The organism is Corynebacterium amycolatum SK46 (assembly GCF_000173655.1).
In the GTDB taxonomy this organism is placed as follows: Bacteria; Actinomycetota; Actinomycetes; order Mycobacteriales; family Mycobacteriaceae; genus Corynebacterium; species Corynebacterium amycolatum_A.
On sequence record NZ_ABZU01000008.1, the window covers coordinates 1 to 16,585 of the forward strand.

The 16,585-nt window shown below is 61.1% G+C and carries 16 protein-coding genes, 1 tRNA gene and 1 riboswitch; of the genes, 2 read left to right on the forward strand and 15 right to left on the reverse strand.

Annotated features, from left to right (window positions below):
- Positions 1 to 56 precede the first annotated feature (56 nt).
- From CORAM0001_RS06315 to CORAM0001_RS10895, 12 genes are all read right to left on the reverse strand, one after another.
- A tRNA-Ser gene (locus CORAM0001_RS06315) sits at positions 57 to 142 on the reverse strand.
- Positions 143 to 329: 187 nt separating this feature from the next.
- Entirely contained in the window at positions 330 to 677 is a 348-nt protein-coding gene (locus CORAM0001_RS06320; RefSeq protein ID WP_005510950.1) for a metal-sensitive transcriptional regulator, read from the reverse strand.
- Positions 670 to 2,868, reverse strand: coding sequence for a heavy metal translocating P-type ATPase (locus CORAM0001_RS06325; protein WP_005510977.1), 2,199 nt, complete (start codon positions 2,866 to 2,868; stop codon positions 670 to 672). The genes CORAM0001_RS06320 and CORAM0001_RS06325 overlap by 8 nt, the downstream gene beginning before the upstream one ends.
- Positions 2,869 to 2,903: 35 nt before the next feature.
- Positions 2,904 to 3,113 carry a heavy-metal-associated domain-containing protein gene (locus CORAM0001_RS06330; RefSeq protein ID WP_005510971.1) on the reverse strand — a complete coding sequence of 70 codons (210 nt, stop codon included), beginning with the start codon at positions 3,111 to 3,113 and terminating at the stop codon, positions 2,904 to 2,906.
- 37 nt (positions 3,114 to 3,150) lie between these two features.
- Positions 3,151 to 4,329 carry an HNH endonuclease signature motif containing protein gene (locus tag CORAM0001_RS06335; protein WP_005510879.1) on the reverse strand — a complete coding sequence of 393 codons (1,179 nt, stop codon included), beginning with the start codon at positions 4,327 to 4,329 and terminating at the stop codon, positions 3,151 to 3,153.
- Between the two features lie 120 nt (positions 4,330 to 4,449).
- Entirely contained in the window at positions 4,450 to 5,970 is a 1,521-nt protein-coding gene (locus tag CORAM0001_RS06340; protein ID WP_005510969.1) for an AMP nucleosidase, read from the reverse strand.
- 172 nt (positions 5,971 to 6,142) lie between these two features.
- Positions 6,143 to 6,496: a hypothetical protein gene (locus CORAM0001_RS06345; protein ID WP_005510884.1), complete on the reverse strand. Its 354-nt coding sequence runs from the start codon at positions 6,494 to 6,496 to the stop codon at positions 6,143 to 6,145.
- 10 nt (positions 6,497 to 6,506) lie between these two features.
- Positions 6,507 to 6,627: riboswitch (SAM riboswitch) on the reverse strand.
- A gap of 116 nt (positions 6,628 to 6,743) precedes the next feature.
- Positions 6,744 to 7,982: an Nramp family divalent metal transporter gene (locus tag CORAM0001_RS06350; RefSeq protein WP_005510940.1), complete on the reverse strand. Its 1,239-nt coding sequence runs from the start codon at positions 7,980 to 7,982 to the stop codon at positions 6,744 to 6,746.
- A 68-nt stretch (positions 7,983 to 8,050) separates the two neighbouring features.
- A complete protein-coding gene (locus tag CORAM0001_RS06355; protein ID WP_005510893.1) occupies positions 8,051 to 8,503 on the reverse strand; it encodes a flavodoxin family protein in 453 nt (150 codons plus the stop codon).
- Between the two features lie 24 nt (positions 8,504 to 8,527).
- A complete protein-coding gene (gene gluQRS / locus CORAM0001_RS06360) occupies positions 8,528 to 9,469 on the reverse strand; it encodes a tRNA glutamyl-Q(34) synthetase GluQRS (RefSeq protein WP_005510963.1) in 942 nt (313 codons plus the stop codon).
- A 539-nt stretch (positions 9,470 to 10,008) separates the two neighbouring features.
- On the reverse strand, positions 10,009 to 10,128 hold the full coding sequence (locus CORAM0001_RS11515) for a glutamate--tRNA ligase family protein (RefSeq protein ID WP_244262009.1): 120 nt from the start codon (positions 10,126 to 10,128) through the stop codon (positions 10,009 to 10,011).
- Positions 10,129 to 10,157: 29 nt separating this feature from the next.
- Positions 10,158 to 11,435, reverse strand: a complete 1,278-nt coding sequence (locus tag CORAM0001_RS10895; RefSeq protein ID WP_157752538.1) for an MFS transporter — start codon at positions 11,433 to 11,435, stop codon at positions 10,158 to 10,160.
- A gap of 202 nt (positions 11,436 to 11,637) precedes the next feature.
- Between CORAM0001_RS10895 and CORAM0001_RS06370 the strand changes: the two genes are divergently transcribed.
- Entirely contained in the window at positions 11,638 to 12,330 is a 693-nt protein-coding gene (locus CORAM0001_RS06370) for an ArsR/SmtB family transcription factor (protein ID WP_005510924.1), read from the forward strand.
- 22 nt (positions 12,331 to 12,352) lie between these two features.
- Complete coding sequence (locus CORAM0001_RS06375; protein WP_005510854.1) at positions 12,353 to 13,129, forward strand: queuosine precursor transporter; 777 nt, start codon at positions 12,353 to 12,355, stop codon at positions 13,127 to 13,129.
- Between the two features lie 59 nt (positions 13,130 to 13,188).
- Here the strand turns inward: CORAM0001_RS06375 and CORAM0001_RS06380 are convergent, their stop codons facing one another.
- The 3 genes from CORAM0001_RS06380 to tgt form a co-directional block, all read right to left on the reverse strand.
- Positions 13,189 to 13,968, reverse strand: a complete 780-nt coding sequence (locus CORAM0001_RS06380; RefSeq protein ID WP_040361429.1) for an ABC transporter permease — start codon at positions 13,966 to 13,968, stop codon at positions 13,189 to 13,191.
- A gap of 13 nt (positions 13,969 to 13,981) precedes the next feature.
- Entirely contained in the window at positions 13,982 to 14,935 is a 954-nt protein-coding gene (locus CORAM0001_RS06385) for an ABC transporter ATP-binding protein (protein WP_005510868.1), read from the reverse strand.
- 226 nt (positions 14,936 to 15,161) lie between these two features.
- Positions 15,162 to 16,463: a tRNA guanosine(34) transglycosylase Tgt gene (gene tgt / locus CORAM0001_RS06390; protein WP_005510890.1), complete on the reverse strand. Its 1,302-nt coding sequence runs from the start codon at positions 16,461 to 16,463 to the stop codon at positions 15,162 to 15,164.
- Between the last annotated feature and the right edge of the window lie 122 nt (positions 16,464 to 16,585).

Genomic DNA, 16,585 nt, shown 5'->3' on the forward strand with positions numbered 1-16,585 from the left:
GCCGTTGTGGCCAAAAACAAGAAAACCCCCGGCGTATACCGGGGGTTTTCACTCTGCGGAGGATGTGGGATTTGAACCCACGAGGGATGTGACTCCCGCACGCGTTCCAGGCGTGTGACATAGGCCGCTAGTCGAATCCTCCAACGTCGTTAAAGACTACCCAACAAACCCGGTTTTCCCAAAACACGCCAATCACCAGGGAAAACGAGACGTTTAAGCGGCACTCCCGACACAACCCACGCAACCAACAACCAGAAGCGAAAGCCGACCGCCGTTTCGCCGTTTCGCTTCACGACATCCCCTTCCCACTCCCGGAATTTTTCCGGGAGTTACTTAGCCAGACGAGCAATCGCCGCCGACGCCTCCTCCAGCTTGGCATCCAATTCCTCCTGGCCGCCCTCAGCCGCATGCACCACACAGTGATGAAGGTGAGCATCCAGAAGAGTTAACGCCAACGACTTCAACGCCGAATTCACCGCCGAAATCTGGGTCAAAACATCGATACAGTACTCTTCGTTCTCAATCATCCGACCAATGCCACGAACCTGCCCCTCAATGCGACGAATACGGGACTCATAACGCCGCTTCTCCACGAGATAACCGGGATCAGTGGTGTCATGGCAGCAAGAATCGTCGTCAAGCGAATGCGATTGCGACGAACAACAAGACTCACTCATGAGCTACTCCTTTTTGACTATCTGATTGACTCGGAGAAAAACCGCGCAGACGCAGACTGTTGCCGACCACAAAAACCGACGAAAACGCCATCGCAGCGCCAGCCAACATCGGATTCAACAACCCCAGCGCGGCGACAGGAATTGCCAAAACGTTATAGAAAAACGCCCAAAAAAGATTCGACCGAATCGTGCGGAGCGTCCGGCGCGACAACCGCAGCGCATCCGCAGCCGCCAACAAATCACCACGCACCAGCGTGATATCCGCAGCCTCCATCGCCACATCGGTGCCCGTGCCCATCGCCATGCCCAAATCCGCCTGCGCAAGAGCCGCAGCATCATTGATGCCATCGCCGACCATCGCCACACACGCGCCGTCAGCCTGCAACTTCTCAATCGTCGCGACCTTATCCTCCGGCATCACTCCCGAAATCACATCCTCGCGAGCAATACCGACCTCTTCCGCGACCCGAAACGCGGGGGTGGCGGCGTCGCCGGTCAGCAGAATCGGCCGCACCCCCCACTCCCGGAATTTCGCGACCGCAGCCGCCGACGTCGACTTCACCGAATCCGATACCGCCAACGTGCCCAGGAGCTCGCCGTCGCGGCGCACCGCAACCACCCCGGAATTTTCCCCAGAGCGGCCGACCTCGATGCGGTGGCCATCCACGGTGCCTTCAACCCCCACTCCCGGAATATCCCGGAAATCCGAAACCGGGAGTAGAGAATTCGGATCCGCCGCACGCACAATCGCCTGCGCAATCGGGTGGTGCGACGCTGCCTCCACCGAAGCAGCAAGCGGCAGCAAATTTTCGGGAGTGGGAGGGACCTCCGTCAACTCCATCACACCCGTAGTCACCGTGCCGGTCTTATCCAGCACAACCGTATCGACCTTCCGCGCCGACTCCAGCACCTCCGGACCACGCAGCAACACACCAGCCTTGGCACCTTCACTCGTGCCGACCAGGAGCGCTGTGGGCGTCGCTAAGCCAAGCGCACACGGGCACGCGATGATGAGCACAGCGACCGCAGCCGTGACCGCCTCACTCGCGCCGTGCCCCGTAAGCAACCACGCGCCCAGCGTGACCGCGGCGATCGCGATGACGGCGGGCACGAACACTCCCGAAACCCGATCCGCCAGCCGCTGCACCGGCGCCTTACCCGTCTGCGCCGCCTCGACCATCGCCGCCATCTGCGCCAACTGCGTCTCCGAGCCCACTCGCGTCGCCCGCACAAGCAGCCGCCCAGACGTATTAATCGTCGCCCCCGTCACCTCATCGCCGGGGCCGACCTCGACAGGCATCGGCTCGCCGGTCAGCATCGACGCATCCACCGCCGACGCTCCCTCCACGACAACGCCGTCCGTCGCGATCTTCTCACCAGGCCTAACGACGAACACCACTCCCGGACGGAGCTGTTCCACGGGCAGCCGCTTCTCCACTCCCGAACTTTCGAGAACGGAGACGTCCTTTGCGCCGAGCTTCATCAACTCCCGGAGTACCTGACCGGCGTTGCGCTTGGAGCGCTTCTCGAAGTAACGACCAATCAGCACAAACATGATGATGCCAGCCATCGCCTCGAGGTAGATGTTCATATCGGCATCACCGGGAGTGACCGTGAAGTGGAACTCGTGCTTGAGCCCCGGCAGCCCGGCGCGGCCGAAAAACAGAGCCCAGACACTCCAGAGGAACGAGGCGGTAGTCCCCATGGTGATCAGCGTGTCCATGGTGACCTCGCCATGACGCAGATTCTTCAGTGTCGCGCGGTGGAACGGCCAGCCGGCCCACACAAAGACCGGCGCCGAGAGCGTGAGACACAGCCACTGCCAATTAGTGAACTGGAGGGCAGGGATCATCGAAATTGCGATGACGGGAGTGGTGAGGATGACAGCGCCGATGACACGGTTACGCAGGTCTTCCAGCTCCCGGTCTTTCTCTTCGGGAGCAGCACCCGGTTCCTGTTCGGGCTCCTCCTGCGGAAGCTCAGCGGTGTACCCCGCTGCCACGATTGTGTCGATCAGTTGCTGCGGGTTGATGTCCGACGGCGCCTCCACATGCGCCTTCTCGGTCGCATAGTTCACGCTCGCGTTAACGCCATCGAGTTTGTTCAGCTTGCGTTGAACACGGTTTGCGCACGACGCACAAGTCATCCCGCCGACGGGGATATCAAGGGTGAGAAGTTGCTGCTCAGACATCCGCTTTCCTCTTTGGGGGTTTAGTTTGGGGGGGGTTAGTTTGCGGCCGCCTTGTAGCCAGCTTCATCCACTGCTGCGATTATGGCCGCGGTGTCAATGTCTGCATCCGAGGTCACGGAAAGGAAATTCCGGGAGCGGTCAACCTGGACATCAGTGATTCCCGGGAGTTCAGAGACTTCCTCCCGCACCGATGCCTCGCAGTGTCCGCATGTCATGCCAGTAACAGTAAAAGTTTGATTAGCCATACCCCAAGATATACCCCCTATGGGTATATCTGTAAAGCTATTCGCGCTGACGGTAGCCCGAGTAGGCCCGCCCCGCGAGGGCTGTCGGGAAGGCAAGGTTGAATTCGGGCGGCGCGTGCGGAGACGGCGGGTGACGGTAGACCGCGCCGGAGCCGTCGTCACGCTCGAGATGCCCGTTGAGGCCTTGCCTGTCGTCATCGTTGGCGGCGTTGTGCTCTTTGCAGGTCATGACCATGTTTTCCATGGTCGTGGTGCCCCCGTTTTTTCTGGCGACCAGGTGATGGGCCTGCCCGGCGTGGGCGGGGCGCGGGCACCCGGGCCACGCGCAGATGGGATTGTCGAGGATCATCGCGATGCGCTGTTCCTCCGTCGCCAGGCGCGGGTTGTGTATCGGGAGTAGGTCGGTCGGCGTGTTGTGCTCGTCGTAGACCAGCACCCAGCCGGTATCCGCGAGCAATGCCTCGACGAATTGTCCGGGAGTGAGGACGGAGCCGTTGGAGGTCGCCGCAAACCGCGGACTGTACTCCACGATGTCTTGCGCGGTTACGATGAGCGCGGGCTGGTAACGGAGCTTGTCGACGTCGTCAAGCGGCCCCTCCGACCCGTACGCCAAGCGTTCTGCCAGCGCCTGACCGATACACCGATCCCGGGTGTAATCCTCGTGCGCTTTGGCGATTTCGGCTGCGCGCACGGTCAGCGGCGCGACCAGGTCATCAATCATGTTCGCCGGACCGGTGACCTGCAGATGCTTCATCCCGCGGATGTCCGGATTCCGGGAGACGTGGGCGCGCAGGTGCTGCGGCGGCTCGTCGGCGCGATTGAGCTCCTTGACCTTGGCACGCATGTAGGTATCGAGCCCCTCGAAGTCGTAGGCAGCGGCGGCGCGGGTGAAGTCCAGGCGGTAGTACTCCCGGATTTCGACGTTGTTGAGCTGCCCGGAGCGCTTGTCGATCTGCATGACCGTGTCCAGCGACAGCTTCAGCTCCCGGGCGACCGCGACGGCCTTGTCGCGGGATTCAATATCGACATCGCCCTCGACGGTGCCGAACAGTCGCTCGGCGCAGCGCAGCAGACGCTTGAGCCGGAAGGGGTCGAAGCCGATGCTGGCTGCCAACTCCCGATGTCCGGTGGATTTTTCCGGGAGTGCGGCGCGCAGGTCGGCGAGCACGTCAATACCCCGTGTCGCCAGCGCGCTGAGCAGTCCCAATGTCGTCATGGGGCTAAGGCTAGCGTCCGGGAGTGGGCGGCTTCAATCGCTTTTTGGCGTTGTCCACAGCCGTCGTAAAGCATGCACAATCTGCACAAACGGGCTTGACGACGCCCTACCGGAAGTGCCCTACCGGAACGCGACTTCCCCCACTGGCCGGCGCAACTTCCGGGAGTGGAGGGCATCGGGAGCCGCGGCCATGTCCTCGCACGCGCGTACAGCGGCCATGAGGTGCTCTTCCTTGGAGGATTGGTAGAACTCGCGGGCGGATTTCGGGAGTTTTGGTTTGTCGTGTAGCGGCATGTCCGAGACGCTGAGCAGCGCGCCGTAGGGCACGCGGAAGCGGTAGCCGTTGGCGGCGATGGTGGCGGATTCCATTTCGACGCCGATGGCGGTGGATTTCTGTAGCTCCCGGTAGAGGTCGGCCTGGGAGCGCCACTCCCAGTTGCGGTCGGAGGTCGACAGAACGGTGCCGGTGCGCAGGCGCTTTTTCAGCTCATCGCCGGAAAGCCCGGAGACGCGGGCGAGCGCGTTGGTGACGGCGAGCTGAATTTCCGCAATCGGTGGGATGGGTTTTTCCAGGGGCACGTAGTTGTCGAGGACTCCGTCGGCGCGGTCGTAGCCGTTGGCGAGAATCATGTCGCCGATGCGCATGCGGCCGTCGAGGCCGGCGCAGTGTCCGACCATCATCCAGCAGTGCGGTCGCGTGACGGCCAGGCAGTCAGTGATGGTTTTGGCATTCGAGGGGCCGACGCCGATGTCGATAATGGTGATGCCGCATTGGTCGTCGCGAAGCAGGTGGTACGCCGGCATCTGCGAGGCGTGCGCATGCTGACGGCAGATTCCGGGAGTGGGGATGGCGCCGATGTCGTAGCGCTTCCCACCCGGGCACGCCAGCGCCGTGTACCCGTGCGGATTTCCGGGAGTGAGGGTGGCGGCGTATTCGAGGAACACATCAGTGTGCAGCTGGTAGTTGGTGAACAGCACGAAGCGCTGGATGTTTGCGGCGTGCGACCCGGTGTAGTGCTCGAGGCGCTGGAGGGCGAGGTCGATGCGCTGGGCGGTAAAGAGGCTCAAAGGCTTGATGAGAAGGCCCAGGTAGTCGGCTTCGCCGTCGGCGATGGTGTCGTCGATGCAGGCGGAGTCGATGGGGGTGAACGTTTTCTCCACTGCCGCCAACATGCTTGCCGACGCCCCTTCCCTCCCCGCCGCTTCCTCGGCAGCCGCATCGAAACCGCGGCACATCCGCAGTGGGATGGGCTGGTCGGAGACGCGCACCTCGACTTCGCCGCCGTGATTGGCGAGCAGGTCGGTAATTTGCTCGATGAGGTAGGTACGGAACATCACCGGGCGGGTGATGGTGGTGGCATACACTCCCGGACGGTCGACGAAGCCGTGTGACAGGGAGGGGTCGACATCCTCGACGGCGCTGCCAGCGGGGACGGTGAAGCGTAGTTCGGGGTAGTAGGCGCGCACCGGCCCACTCCCGGAATTCCCTTCGGTGGCGGCGGTGTACTGCTCGACTAGGTAGGCCATTCCTGCCCGGTGGATTTCGGTGAGCCGGTCGACGGCTGCGGCGGCGTCGGTGTAAAAGTCGCCTTCGCCTTCGGTGGGCCAGAACGGGGGCGTTGCGGAGTCTCGTACCTGCATAGCCCAAGGCTAGGCGGAGAGTTTCCTGCTCGCATCCGCGCCGCGCTCATCACCACGCTCACCCACGCAATGCCGCGCTCACTACATCAGACGCGCCACGCTCATCACACCAGACGCGCCACGCTCATCCACGCAACGCCACGTCCATCACGCGAAGCTCACTGCACCACGCTCAGTGCCGGCTCCACACTCCCTCGCGGCTTCGGCGAACCTCAAAGACCTGGTGCACGTGGTAACCGCCGATGGTGGGGATGGTGAGGAAGTGGCGGCCGTCGTCAAGCTCGTGCCAGAGGATGCGACCGTAGCGCACGCCGTCGCGGACATGGGCGCTGAGGTAGTCGGCGCGTTGTTGGCCGCGGAGGGTGGCATAGAAGGCGGGGTCGACGGGTAGTTGGACGAGATTCCGGGAGTGGGGGTCGATGTCGGCTTCTTGCAGCCGGATGGCGACGGGGCGGCCGTCGACGAGGAGGTCAGCAGTGTGACGGCTGAGGTGGACGATGTGGACGTCGCTTATTGTGGTGTGCATTTTGCGCTCCTATTCGCTCTTCCCCGCAGGCGATCTGTGGGGCTGATCTTCCTTTGGGGCACCGGATCCGCGAATCGGGCGGTTGCCTATCGACGCTGTCAAAGGCCATTTCTCGTCGATATCTAGTGATCGTGTCGCCCACCCTAACACCAACTAGACAGCTTTGTCTACCGTCAAGAGCACGCTTTACGACGAAGCCCCTCCCCCGCCACTCCCGAAAGCTGCCGCCTTCCACCTCGTCCGCTGACTACCCCTTCCCCATCAGCACCAGGACCACCAGCGCCACGTTGAGCGCGATAATGAGCCCACAGATAACCCACGCGACTCGGCGCAGTAGTGGGGTGTTGGCCCAGATGCCCATCTCAGCACGCGAGGAGGTCATATACACCAGCGGGACCAGCGCAAACGGGATACCAATCGACAGCACCACCTGACTGAGCACCAGCGCCCAGGTCGGCTCCGCACCGCTGACGATAATCAGCAGCGCCGGGATGATGGTGACTACGCGGCGCACCAGCATCGGCACGTGCACTTTCAACAGGTCACGCATAATCAGGTCGCCGGCGTAGCAGCCGACAGAGGACGACGCCAGCCCGGAGGCCAGCAGCCCAACGCCGAAAAGCACGCCCACCACAGGACCAAGTGCGCTGGTCACGGCAGCGTGGGCGCCTTCGATGGAGTCAGTCCCCTCCACTCCCGGAAGTGCTTCGGCCGCCAGACACAGCATGCCAATATTCACCGACCCAGCCAGCACGAGCGCACCGAAGACATCGATACGCGTGGCCCGCAGGTGTTGGCGCAGCGAAGCGTCATCTTCCACCTTGTACTCGCGGTCGCGCACCAGCCCGGAGTGCAGGTAGACCGCATGCGGCATCACGGTCGCGCCCAGCATGGACGCCGCCAGCACCACGGTGTGCGCGCCCTGGAAGCGCGGCAGAATTCCGTTGGCCATCTCCCCGAGGCTCAAGCCCGTGACAAACAGCCCGGCCAGGAACCCCACCGTAATGACCAGCAGGAACGCCACAATCACGCCTTCAAAAGTGCGTTGCGACCGCCCGCCCTGCAGCAGCAACAGCCCCAGCGAGACCACACCGACAATGACGCCACCGAGCAGCATCGGCGTTCCGAAGAGCAGATACAGCGCGGTGGCACCACCAATAATTTCCGCCACATCCGTCGCTGCTGCCACAATCTCGGCCTGCACCCAGTACGCCAGCCGCCCCGGCCGGTTCGAACCGAAGCGGTCGGCAACGCCCTCAGTCAGCGACCGCCCCGTCACCAGGCCATACTTCGCCGACAGGTACTGCACAACCATCGCCATGAGGTTGGACACCACCAGCACCCACAGCAGCAGGTACCCGTAGCTCGCGCCCGCGGACAGGTTCGCAGCCACATTTCCGGGGTCCACGTAGGCGATCGCCGCCACAAACGCAGGCCCCAGCAGACTCATCATGGGCTTATGGTTTTTCTCGCTTGACGACGTCACTTGCGACCCTTGTGCCCCTGAATCTTTCACCAGACCATTATTTCACGGTCCCGACACTAAATCTTCAATCAGCCCAAAATTTGGGCAGCCATGGTGCCACCGAGATTTACCAGGCGGTCGGGGATGTCGTCGTCAAGCGAACCGACAAACACGACGGGCTCGGCCGCAAGCTCCCACTTGTAGCCGGTCGTGATGGTTTTCATGGCGTTTTCCGCGCCGGTGGTGTCGAAGCCGCCGCGGATCCAGTAGGAAAATGGCAGCCCCTTGGTGACTTCCTGAGCTTCCCGGAAGGTGGTGTCGAAGAAGTGCTTGAGCGCGCCGGAGATGTAGCCAAAGTTGGCGGAGGTGCCGAGCAGGATGGCGTCGGCGCTGGTCAGGTCATCGATGGTGGCGTCGAGAGCCTCGACAACCTTGACATCCACGCCCTCTAGCGCGGGGTCGTTGGCGCCCTCTAGCGCATGGTTTAAGACTTCTTGCAGGAGCGGGGTCGGGGAATGGTGGACGACGAGAAGAGTAGGCATGCCCCGAGGGTAACGAAGCGGCCCCTAGAAAATCACCTGCTCGCGAGGAATTTCCAGACCCGCACGCAGGGCTTCCGGGAGGTCAGCGATGGAGTCGAGCTCGGCACTCCCGCCACCATCACTGCCGTTACCGCCACCGAGCGAATCCAGAATCCACCGCTGCGCTGCATCCACGGGCACCTCACCGAGAGTCACGTCGCCATCACGTTTGGACAACCGCCGCCCCTCAGAGTTCACCACCAGAGGCACGTGCACGAACGAAGGCGTCGCATTCCCCAAAAGACCAGCTAAGTACGCCTGTCGCGGGGCGGAAGACATCAGGTCATCACCACGCACGACCTCGGTCACACCCTGCTCGGCATCATCGACGACGACGGCGAGGTTGTAGGCCCACATGCCATCGGCACGCTGGAGGACAAAGTCATCGATCGGGGCGGTAATCTCACCATGCAGTTCATCGGTCGCGGCCCCCTCACTCACCTGCGATTTCAGGCGTATCGACGGCCTTCTCCCCGCCGCCGCAAATTCGGCCTTTTTCGCGGCGAGGTGCTCGTCGTCAAGCGAACGGCACGTGCCGGGATACTGACCTGGCACGCCATGTGGCGCGGAGGAGGCGGCGAGGATTTCACGGCGCGTGCAGAAGCAGGGATAGGTCAGGCCGCGTTGCGTGAGGTCGGCAAGCGCGGATTCATACAGGTCAGAGCGTTCTGACTGGCGGACCGGGGCGCCATCCCAGTCGATGCCGATGGCCTCGAGATCGGCGAGCTGCTGCGCCTCATGCTCGGGGCGGGAGCGCTGGCGGTCAATGTCCTCGATGCGCACGATGAAGCGGCCGCCCTGCGCGCGGGCGTGCGCCCAGGCCAACACAGCGGTGCGCAGGTTTCCCAGGTGCAGCCGACCGGTCGGCGAAGGAGCGTAGCGGCCGGTGGGTAAAGTGAAATTAGTCAACCGTTGGGAACTGGTCACAGGAATATGTTAGCGAGACCCCAAGATGATAGTTGAAATCTTGGGGAAAGATTTCCGGTTGAATAACTCAAATCATCTTGGAGGAAATTCATCTTTTACTCGAAAGACATTCATACCCTCTCAATAAAATCAAGGGTCTAATGTATGCGTGACTTTTGTAGGCGGATCTTTTAGAGGAGAACAATGTCATCACGTTTGCGCATAAATTGGCTAGCATCGATTTCCATTATCGGACTAGTCGTGAGCCTCCTCTGTCTCCTGGGCATCGCAAATGGGATGTACACATTGAGCAAACTAGCTAACCAGACTGCCGTTATGAGTACAGCAGCTATTACAGCTAAGACAGATCGTGCGCTGCTCTACTGCCTAATTGCTCTTGCCGGCATGATTGTGAGCTGTTTTACATTTATTGTTAATAGGATTCGCAGTAAGCGTGGAGCCAAGAAAAAATAATTAAACCCGCTCATCCTCTAGCTCCCGCGGACTCGAGCTCACAGAGGAAAACAAATTCGATAGTCTTCGCGGAGAGGCGCTCACCGTCAAGCGAACGATACGTGACGGGGTACTGACCTGGCACGCCATGCGGTGCGCAGGTTTCCCAGGTGCAGCCGACCGGTCGGCGAAGGGGCGTAGCGGCCGGTGATTGGATTAGACGACATGGCTACAACGGTAGTTAATGTCGCGCGCCCTACGTAGCTGCCGTAGTTTCCGTAGCCGCCGTGGCTTTCGCAGCTTGCCGACTACCCGCCACTGCAACCGCAACGGATAGCGCTGCGAATGCGATACACACAATTCCAACCACCGCGCTACTTCCACCACTCAGACCCGCCGCGAGCGGGCCAACTGCCGTTCCCACGTAGCCCACGATGTAGTAGCTGGAAACAGTCGCAGCAAGATCCTTTCCACGTGCCGCTTCCGAAACCCGCAGCAGAGAGTACTTGAAAGAGATTCCTTGGCCGACACCACAGATAACGGTTGCAATAACGAGCAAAACAGCAGTTGAGCTAAGCAAGCTCAGTGTTACGCCGCCCAGCCCGAGCACGAGAATCACCAACCCCACCGGATATGAGACCCGCTGCGCCCTCCGCCCGAGCATCACCTGAGTCACTGCCGATGCTCCGAGCATCAAGGCCGTAATCGACGCAATCTTTAGCTGCGTATCGAAGCCCATATCCTTCGCAGCCAGCGGAACTACGGACTGGAAGAGACCGTTGACTCCATACGCACAGCCAATCGCTAACGCTCCCGGAATGAAAACTCGAATCACATCCCGAGCCACACCAAACTGCGGCCGCCAGCTCACCGAATTTCTCTCGAAGCTACGCTCCCGCACCCGAGCGACACCAACCATCGACACCACGGTGAGCGCTGCGTAAATCCAATACGGCATCTGCAGCGGCGACGATGAAAACTGCGCCACCACAGCCGAGGCTAACGGCCCCAGAGCCAATGCCCCGGAGACCGCAACCGTGCTTGTGAGAGCACCAATCTGCGTGAACAATTTTTCCTGCAATAAAGCAGTAAACGAGCCGGTTGCTAGCCCTACGGAAAAGCCCGACACAATTCGGGCGAGATATAAGACGGCCTCATGTGAATCGACCAGCGCCGCTGCCAAGAACATCAGTGTTGAGACCAAGGACAACCCCATGCTGGTAAGCGCAATGGGTTTTCGCCCGAGTGAATCGGACAAGTGGCCGTAGGTCAGCGTAACGATGACCCCTACTGCGTAACAGGCAAAAACCACCACGGTTTTATCGGTGCTCAGCCCCCAGTCGCGCTGGTAGATGGCATAGAGTCCGGAAGGCATCGTGCTGCCGATTACTACGATGACCAGCCCCAGCGCGAGTGCTGCTCCATCTCGGACGTTGGCGGTTTTTACAGCACCCGCAGCCTTTGTAGCGTTCACGCGAGTATCAGCAGCATCTGCGGTACTCGCAGCCTTCGCGTCACCTGCCGTACCTGTCATCTCCACCCCTCCGGCCATTTCATACTTTCCGGTTATAGAAAGTATGTTTTCACAAAATAGTTTGGATGACTAGACTTTCGACAGAACTAACCCGCAGCACCTCACGTCGGCACGTCCAAACAAACCGCAAAACGCCCGTTCAGCCCCACCCTTTCGCTCACAACCACTTGCCTCAAAGACCACAAAGTGATTCGCTAACACCATGAAACAGCGCACGTACTTCGAGCAGGCAGCCGCGATTGCCGCAGAATGCTCGTCTCCCGTGCGCCTGGCAATCCTGGAGTACCTCCTTAAAAACGGTCCCACTCGCGTGCGCAGCCTTGCCGAGTCAACCAACATCGCCGAATCGACGCTGTCCAACAATCTCCGACGCCTCCGCGAAGCCGAAATCGTCGATGTCGAACGACAGGGGAAAAGCGCGACCTATTCCATCGCTAACCCTTCAATACGCCAGGTAATTGCCAATCTTTTCCAGGCTGCAGGCGCCGACACTGCCACACCTATCCCAGAGCACCAACCAGCAATTACCTTCGCCCGGTCTTGCTACGACCACCTGGCAGGATCCCTCGGAGTACAACTCACGCGGGCTCTGTTCGCCAAAGAAGCACTCATCACCGACGCCGGTGACATCACCTTTGGCCCCAACGCCGAGAAATGCTTCGCCTACCTCGGCACAGGCCTATCCAGCCTCGATGCAAGCAGGAAGACAGCATTCCTCTGCAACGACTGGACACACGCCGATTCTCACCTGGCCGGATCGCTCGGCGCCGCGCTCCTGCGTGGCCTCATTTCAAAGGGTTGGTTGACCCCAATCCCCGACTCCCGCGGACTCGAACTCACAGAGGAAGGCAAAGTCGGCCTCGAAGACTTCATCGGCACTCGCTTGGAGCCCTAAGCTGCAGGTAACATTCCCTCCCGTGACAAATAACGAAAACCTGCCCAAGTCTGGGCCGGGCAACGCCGAGGCTGCCGCTGTGAGCACCTCGCACGCGCCCGAGAACGCAACTAAGTCCGAATCCACAGCAACCACGCCACGCCACATCCCGGTACCGAAATCGCTGTACCCGATGTTCACGGCGATTTTCATCGGCGTGCTGATTGTCTCCAACATCACCGCCACAAAAGGCGTGGAAATCTTCGGCCTGGCCACCGACGGTGCCTTCTTCCTCTTCCCCTTGAGCTACGTCATCGGCGACGTGCTTTCCGAGTGCTATGGCTACAAAGCCACCCGCCGCACCGTGTGGACCGGTTTCGCCATCCTCGCCGGCGCAATGCTCTGCTTCTTTGCCGCCATCAAGCTCCCGGCGGCACCGTGGTACGAAAATCAGGAAGCATTCGCCACCGTGCTCGGCACCGTCCCGCAGCTTGTTCTCGCAGGTCTGGCCGGTTATGTCGTCGGTCAGCTGCTCAACGCCTGGTCGCTCAACGCAATTAAGAAACGCACTGGCGAAAAGGCTCTCTGGGCACGCCTGATGGGCTCGACTGTGGTTGGCGAGTTCGTCGACACGCTCATCTTCTGCTCCATCGCCGCCACCGCTATCGGCATCGACACCTGGGGTACCTTCGTCAACTACGTCATCGTCGGCTTCATCTGGAAGACCGCCGTCGAGATGGTAGTCATGCCAGTCACCTACGCCGTCATCGCGTGGGTCAAGCGCCGCGAAGGCTACTACGACACGCACGTTCCCGCTTAACGACGAAAAGTGCCGCGACCTCGCCTGAGATGCGAGTAGTCGCGGCTCATTTTGTTTTTCTACTTCACATCCCGTTTGGCATTGGCCCAAAGAGCAACGCCAACAGCCACAACGATCCAGGCCACCAGCACCACGATGTTGAACCACATCGGCTGCGTCATGCCAGCCTCAAAGCCGGTGCGAGGATTCTCCGGGTTTGCCATCAGACCACCCAGCTGAGTTGATAACTGCTGAATGCGTGCACCCGGCGTGACCAGCCACAGTGGCCGGAAAATCGCATACGCCGCTGCCGCGAACTCCAGCATGCTCTCCACCACCAGGATCCACACCAACGGAATGGCGACAGCGGCCACGCGCGAGCGTGTCAAAACGCCTAGCGACATCGCGATTAGTCCAAACACAACGAAGCCAAGCACTCCGGCGAGCATGTCCGTGGCAGCGTCGCCGCCCTTGAACTCCACGCGCGGGGAAACCGTCACCGATAACCAAGCAAGCGCCACACCAATGACCCAACAGACAGCAATCAACACAAGCGTCAGCGTCATCCGCGCGGACAGCCACAGACTCCTTCGGTCCTGCGTCAAGAACGCATGCGCATTCATCTGATCGTTGTACTCACCCGCCAGGGTGGAGCCACCAAAGGCAATCACAATCATGTTGAAGATCACGGTCCCCAACAGCAGCATTTCCCAATCAGCGGTCGCACCAACGTCCGCCGCCATGCTGAAAGCCGCCATCGGCCCAGCTATCGAGCCGACCAACAACACCACATACACCCACGTGCCACGCAGGCTGGCTAGCTTCGTCCATTCCGACCGCAAAGCGTTTCCAAAACTCATCTCAGTCACTCCCCTACTGCCCAATCGCCTGCGCGCGGTATTCCTGCGATTCCTGGGTCGCAGCCAGGAACTTTTCCTCCAGGTTGTCGCGCTTCGTCTGCAACCGCGTCACGAGCAGCCCCTCACGCAGGGCAGCGGCCGCAATGTCGCGGCGGAGTTGCTGCTCGCTGATGTCGTCGTAAAGCGGAATGCGCAATTGCTTATCGACGTCAACCCCCTGCGCCACCGGCCCCAACGCCTGTAGCAGCCGAGCAGGGTCATCGACCTCAACTTCGATGACCGTGCCATCGGCGAGGAACTCATCCATGCTGTACTCACCGATCATGCGGCCGCGCCCGATGACGACGATGCGGTCGGCGGTGAGCTGCATCTCGGAAAGGAGGTGCGACGACACGAGGACTGCGCAGCCCTGTGCGGCCAGCGCCTTGATGGTGTGGCGCATCCACGAGACACCTTCGGGGTCGAGGCCGTTGACCGGCTCATCCAAGATCAGATGCTGCGGCTTGCCGAGCAGAGCTGCCGCCACTCCCAGCCGCTGCTTCATACCCAGCGAGTAGCCGCCGACCTTGTCCTTTGCGGCCTCGGTCATGCCAACTTGCTCGAGGCACTCCTCCACGCGAGCGTCAGGGACGCCGGCACCACGGGCGAGAACCCGCAGGTGCGCGCGACCCGAACGAGCCTTATTGTGCCATCCGGCATCCAGAATGGCGCCGGCGATGCTGGGCTTATTCTTCAGCGTGGAAAAGGGCTGGTTGCTGTAGGTGTTGCCCAGGGAATCCGTCCCGGTGAACAAGGCCTGGCCCGTGGTCGGGGCGTCGAGGCCCAGCATGCAGCGCATGGTGGTGGACTTGCCGGAGCCATTTGGGCCGAGAAAACCTGTCACTACACCGTCGGGAACGGTGAAGGACAGGTCATCGACGGCTAATTTCGAACCGTACTTCTTGCTGAGTCGTTCAACCGTGATCATGTCCTCCATGATGCCGGTTGAGACTGCCTCGCGCAGTAGAGCTAGGTCTAGTTTTCTGGGCTTCCCCCGGGCCCGCCCAGCCGCCACTTCACGCCACTGGACTGATTCGGGTGTTCCCTGCCACTTCACGCCACGGGTGTCACCTCATGCCACCTCCACAGCTGGCACGAGGTGACATGGCTGTCGTGAAGTGAGAAAAGGTAGAAGCCCAGCCCCCAGCCGGCCCCTAATTCCCCACCGCACGGCCACCGTTGGCGTAGTAGCGGCCCATGAACTCATCGCGGTACTCGAAGAACCGGTCCTCCAGGATCGCAGCGCGAATGTTCTCCACCAGCTGCACCATGAAAAACAGGTTGTGAATCGTGCACAGCGTGCCAGCCAGGTATTCCTTGGCCTTCAACAGATGATGCAGGTAGGCCCGGGAATAATTCAGCGAAGTGTAGGAGGGCACCTCCGCATCCACGGGTCGGAAGTCGTTCTTGAAGCGGGCATTCGTCAAGGTCATCCGACCATCGAGCGTGTACACACCACCACGTCGGGCAAGCCTCGTCGGAGCCACACAGTCAAAGGTGTCGGCACCGGCCTCGACAGCGGCGAAAATATCATCCGGTTCAGAAATCCCCAGTAAGTGGCGGGCGCGGTCGTCGGGAAGCTCGTCGTTGACCCAACCGCAAATCAGGCCCAGGTTCTGCTTCTCAATCGCCCCACCAATGCCATAGCCGTGGAAGCCGAGCTGGCCGGCGTCCTCGAACTCGCGGGAGAGCTCCACCAGCCCGCGGGCGGCCTTGCGGCGCAGGTCTTCGTACTGCGCACCCTGGACGACACCGAATAACTGCTGGATGGGCAACTGGCCGTCGTCAAGCGAATGGACGTGCGCGTCAACCTGACCGCGCGCAATCGTCAGCTCATTGTGCGCCTCCAAGCATCGACGCGCCCAGCGGTGCGTGCGCTCGACGGATGCCTCCTGGTAGCCGCGGGTGTTCATCAGCGTGGTGAGCTCGTCGAACGCCATCATGATGTCGGCGCCCAGCGCGTGCTGAATACGCATGGACACCTCTGGCGTGAAACGGTGCTCGGAGCCATCGATGTGCGAACGGAAAGTCACACCGTCCTCATCGACGAACGCGTTGCGCTCCTTACCCTCGGCGACGATGTCGTCTTTCTGCATGCCGGTGACGTCCATCGCGAGGGTCTTTTTAAAGCCCGCACCGAGGCTGAGCACCTGGAATCCGCCGGAGTCGGTGTACGTCGGGCCGTTCCAGTTGGAGAACTTAGCCAACCCGCCGGCCTGGTCGACAATCTCCTCGCCGGGCTGCAGGTACAGGTGGTACGCGTTCGACAGCATCGCCTGCGCACCGGTGGACCGCACCTGCTCCGGCGTGAGCGTCTTCACCGTCGCCTTCGTGCCGACCGGAATGAACGCCGGCGTAGCAATATCACCATGCGGGGTGTGGATGGTGCCAGCACGTCCGCGCGCGCCTTCGATTTGCTTTACGACGTCAAAGCCCGTCGTCCTCGACTGCGACATGAAGCTCCTTGGTTGTGGTCCAGTGCTAATGCCTTGAGGTTACCTGGGTGCTATTCGCAAGTTACTCAGCGCTGTCGTTTTCCTCGGGGTGGGCAGCGTTTTCCGGGTCCCACACGGCGCGG

Bases quoted from the DNA above. Each gene is read 5' to 3' on its own strand.
- CORAM0001_RS06320 (WP_005510950.1), bottom strand. From the start codon at position 677: ATGAGTGAGTCTTGTTGTTCGTCGCAATCGCATTCGCTTGACGACGAT.
- CORAM0001_RS06325 (WP_005510977.1), bottom strand. From the start codon at position 2,868: ATGTCTGAGCAGCAACTTCTCACCCTTGATATCCCCGTCGGCGGGATG.
- CORAM0001_RS06330 (WP_005510971.1), bottom strand. From the start codon at position 3,113: ATGGCTAATCAAACTTTTACTGTTACTGGCATGACATGCGGACACTGC.
- CORAM0001_RS06335 (WP_005510879.1), bottom strand. From the start codon at position 4,329: ATGACGACATTGGGACTGCTCAGCGCGCTGGCGACACGGGGTATTGAC.
- CORAM0001_RS06340 (WP_005510969.1), bottom strand. From the start codon at position 5,970: ATGCAGGTACGAGACTCCGCAACGCCCCCGTTCTGGCCCACCGAAGGC.
- CORAM0001_RS06345 (WP_005510884.1), bottom strand. From the start codon at position 6,496: ATGCACACCACAATAAGCGACGTCCACATCGTCCACCTCAGCCGTCAC.
- CORAM0001_RS06355 (WP_005510893.1), bottom strand. From the start codon at position 8,503: ATGCCTACTCTTCTCGTCGTCCACCATTCCCCGACCCCGCTCCTGCAA.
- CORAM0001_RS11515 (WP_244262009.1), bottom strand. From the start codon at position 10,128: ATGTCGTCTAATCCAATCACCGGCCGCTACGCCCCTTCGCCGACCGGT.
- CORAM0001_RS10895 (WP_157752538.1), bottom strand. From the start codon at position 11,435: ATGACAGGTACGGCAGGTGACGCGAAGGCTGCGAGTACCGCAGATGCT.
- CORAM0001_RS06370 (WP_005510924.1), top strand. From the start codon at position 11,638: ATGAAACAGCGCACGTACTTCGAGCAGGCAGCCGCGATTGCCGCAGAA.
- CORAM0001_RS06380 (WP_040361429.1), bottom strand. From the start codon at position 13,968: ATGAGTTTTGGAAACGCTTTGCGGTCGGAATGGACGAAGCTAGCCAGC.
- CORAM0001_RS06385 (WP_005510868.1), bottom strand. From the start codon at position 14,935: ATGATCACGGTTGAACGACTCAGCAAGAAGTACGGTTCGAAATTAGCC.
- tgt (WP_005510890.1), bottom strand. From the start codon at position 16,463: ATGTCGCAGTCGAGGACGACGGGCTTTGACGTCGTAAAGCAAATCGAA.